This window comes from Agrococcus terreus (assembly GCF_014645235.1).
GTDB lineage: Bacteria > Actinomycetota > Actinomycetes > Actinomycetales > Microbacteriaceae > Agrococcus > Agrococcus terreus.
Map to the genome: position 1 here is coordinate 1 of NZ_BMLM01000004.1, position 2,448 is coordinate 2,448.

General features: G+C 74.1%; 3 protein-coding genes. All 3 read left to right on the top strand.

Going from position 1 to position 2,448, the window contains the following annotated elements; translation table 11 throughout:
- Positions 1-708: hypothetical protein (locus IEW90_RS13690; protein WP_188718880.1), on the top strand; the 708-nt coding region annotated here is incomplete at its 5' end.
- 35 nt (positions 709-743) lie between these two features.
- Positions 744-1,382: a hypothetical protein gene (locus IEW90_RS13695; protein ID WP_188718881.1), complete on the top strand. Its 639-nt coding sequence runs from the start codon at positions 744-746 to the stop codon at positions 1,380-1,382.
- Complete coding sequence (locus IEW90_RS13700) at positions 1,379-2,179, top strand: hypothetical protein (RefSeq protein WP_188718882.1); 801 nt, start codon at positions 1,379-1,381, stop codon at positions 2,177-2,179. The genes IEW90_RS13695 and IEW90_RS13700 overlap by 4 nt, the downstream gene beginning before the upstream one ends.
- Positions 2,180-2,448 lie beyond the last annotated feature (269 nt).

Here is a 2,448-nt window from a genome sequence, read left to right on the forward strand (position 1 = left end):
ACCGCGGCGAACGACGTGGGCGACACGCTCGCGGGCAAGATCGAGGACTCCTTCTGGGACGACCTCGACGGCTTCGTCGCCGGCGCCCTCAAGGTGCTGCAGATCGCGGGCCTCATCCTCGCGGTCGTCGGCCTCATCATCGGCGGCCCGATCATCGCGGCCCTCGCGGCGATCGTCGCCGCCGCGACCCTCATCCTCACGATCTACCAGTTCGTGCGCGACGACGCCTCCGGGCTCGACCTCGCGCTCGCGATCGTCGGCGTCATCCCGTTCGGCTCCTTCGGCAAGCTCGCCCAGGGCAAGACGGGCTTCATGAGCGTGCTCGGCGACGTCGCAGGCGGCGCGTTCAAGCCGTCGACATACACGGCGGCGTTCGGGCAGATGCGCACGCTCTCGATCGCGTCGCAGTTCGCAGGCGGCGGCTTCCAGGGCTTCCGCGCCGGTGCGAGCACGTTCTGGCAGCTGAACAGCAACGGCCTCGGCGGCACGATGACGCGGCTCGTCACGGGCAAGGGCCTCGACGACTTCCAGATGCTCTCGAACGTCATGGAGGAGGGCATCGACTGGACCAGCCGCCTCGCGGTCGGCTTCGACATGGGCCACTCCTACTTCGGCAACATCATCAAGATGACGAACTACGGCACGCAGGCCGCGGGCACCGAGGGCATCACCGATGCCCTGCCGGCGCTCAAGTGGATGGGCTTCTGAGCGATCCCGCGACCGCGCGCCGATAGGTTCGGGGCATGGATCACGGCACGGGCTGGCAGGTCACCGCGCGCACCGACGACCCCGGCTGGCTCGAGGTCCCGCCGACCGGGGGAGCGGGGCTCGACGAGGCGCAGGCGAGCGCCTGGGTCTCGGGCCGTGCCGCCGAGCTGCGCGCCGACTGGGCCGACCGCTGGCGCCCGGAGCACGACGTGCTGGTGCCCGCGGCGCTCGAGCACGCGCTCGCCCGCCGCACGCCCGACGACGCGCTCTGCTTCCAGCTCTGGCCGGTCCGCGAACCGCGGGCTGCCATCGTCCACGTCGCCTTCGGCGCGCTCGAGCAGCCGCTCGACTGGCGCGAGGTCGGCGGGGCGCTCTCGCCGCTGACGCTCCCCGAGGTCGGGCCCGGCGTGCAGCGCGTCTTCCGCGAGCAGCTGCAGGTGCCGGAGGCCGACGGCCCGGTCGAGCTGCTGGGCATCGACCTGCTGTGCACCGACGGCGCGGCGCTCCTGCACGTGCGGCTCGAGCCGACGCTGCCGGGCTTCGCCTCCGACCTCGTGCCGCTGCTGCACGCCTTCGCCGCCACCATCGCCGTGCATGGGCCCGCGGGCCCGTGGCGCTCGAACGACCCCGGCGACGACGCCGTCGCCGCCTGGTCGTCGGAGGCGCTCGCGTGAGCCTGCGCTACGCCTCCGCCGTGGAGTGGGCCGAGGAGCAGTCGGCCAGCGCGACGCCGCGGCTGGGCATCCTCGAGGCCTACGCGCTGCAGCGCCACCCCGACGCCGTGGCCCTCGCGGGCGACGACGGCGCCGCGATCGCCGGCATGCTGCGACCCCGCGGTGCCGCCCGCAGGGCGGGCGACGTCGCGGGCTGGGCCTTCGGCCTCGCGCTCCTCGCCGTCGCGGGAGCGCCGCTCATCGGCATGGCGACGCTCATGGGCGACCAGTGGGGCATCTGGCGGCTCCCGATCGAGGATTCGGCGCCCGTGGCGGGCGTCTGCTTCGCGATCGGTGCGGTCGTGCAGCTCGTCGCGCTCGTCGCCTGGCTCGTGCGCGGCCGCCGCCGCTCGCCCGCGTGGCGCTGGCTGTCGATCGGCACCGCGATCGTCGGCGTCGTCGCGTACGCCTTCGGCAACGGGCTCGCGAGCACCGCCGCCGACGACGCGTGGGCGGCGTGGTCGGCGCCGATCGTCGTCGCGATCGTGCTCGCGGCCGTCTCGGCGGGCCTGCACCTGCTGCTCTCGCGCCCTGCGGAGCCGGCGCCGCATCCGGTCGTCGCGGCTCCCGCAGCGCCCGGCGACGCGGGGACGCTCCGCGACGCCCTCGCCGCCATCGCGCCGGAGGACCGCGCGGCGGCGCTCGCCGATCGCGACGCGGCGATCGCCGTGCTCGAGCGCCGCGGCCTCATCGAGGCCGAGCGCGCCGCTGAGGCGCGACGCGCTCCGCTCGGCGGCCTGCACGCGCTGCCCGCCTGACGGCGGCCGCCCGACCCCTGACGTGCACGGGACTCCCAGCCGGATGGGGAGTCCTCCCCATCGACCATCCAGCGCTCGTTGCCTAGGTTTGTGCTCAGCGGGCCCGACCGGGCCGCGCGACCACGTCGAAAGGGAACAGGGACATGAGCGACTTCGGTGCTTCCTATGCCGAGATGGAGTCCACGGCGGGCAAGCTCGACACGGGCAAGGAGGACATCGCGGGTGTCCTCAAGGACCTCAAGAGCGCGGTGGACACGCTGCTGGGCGAG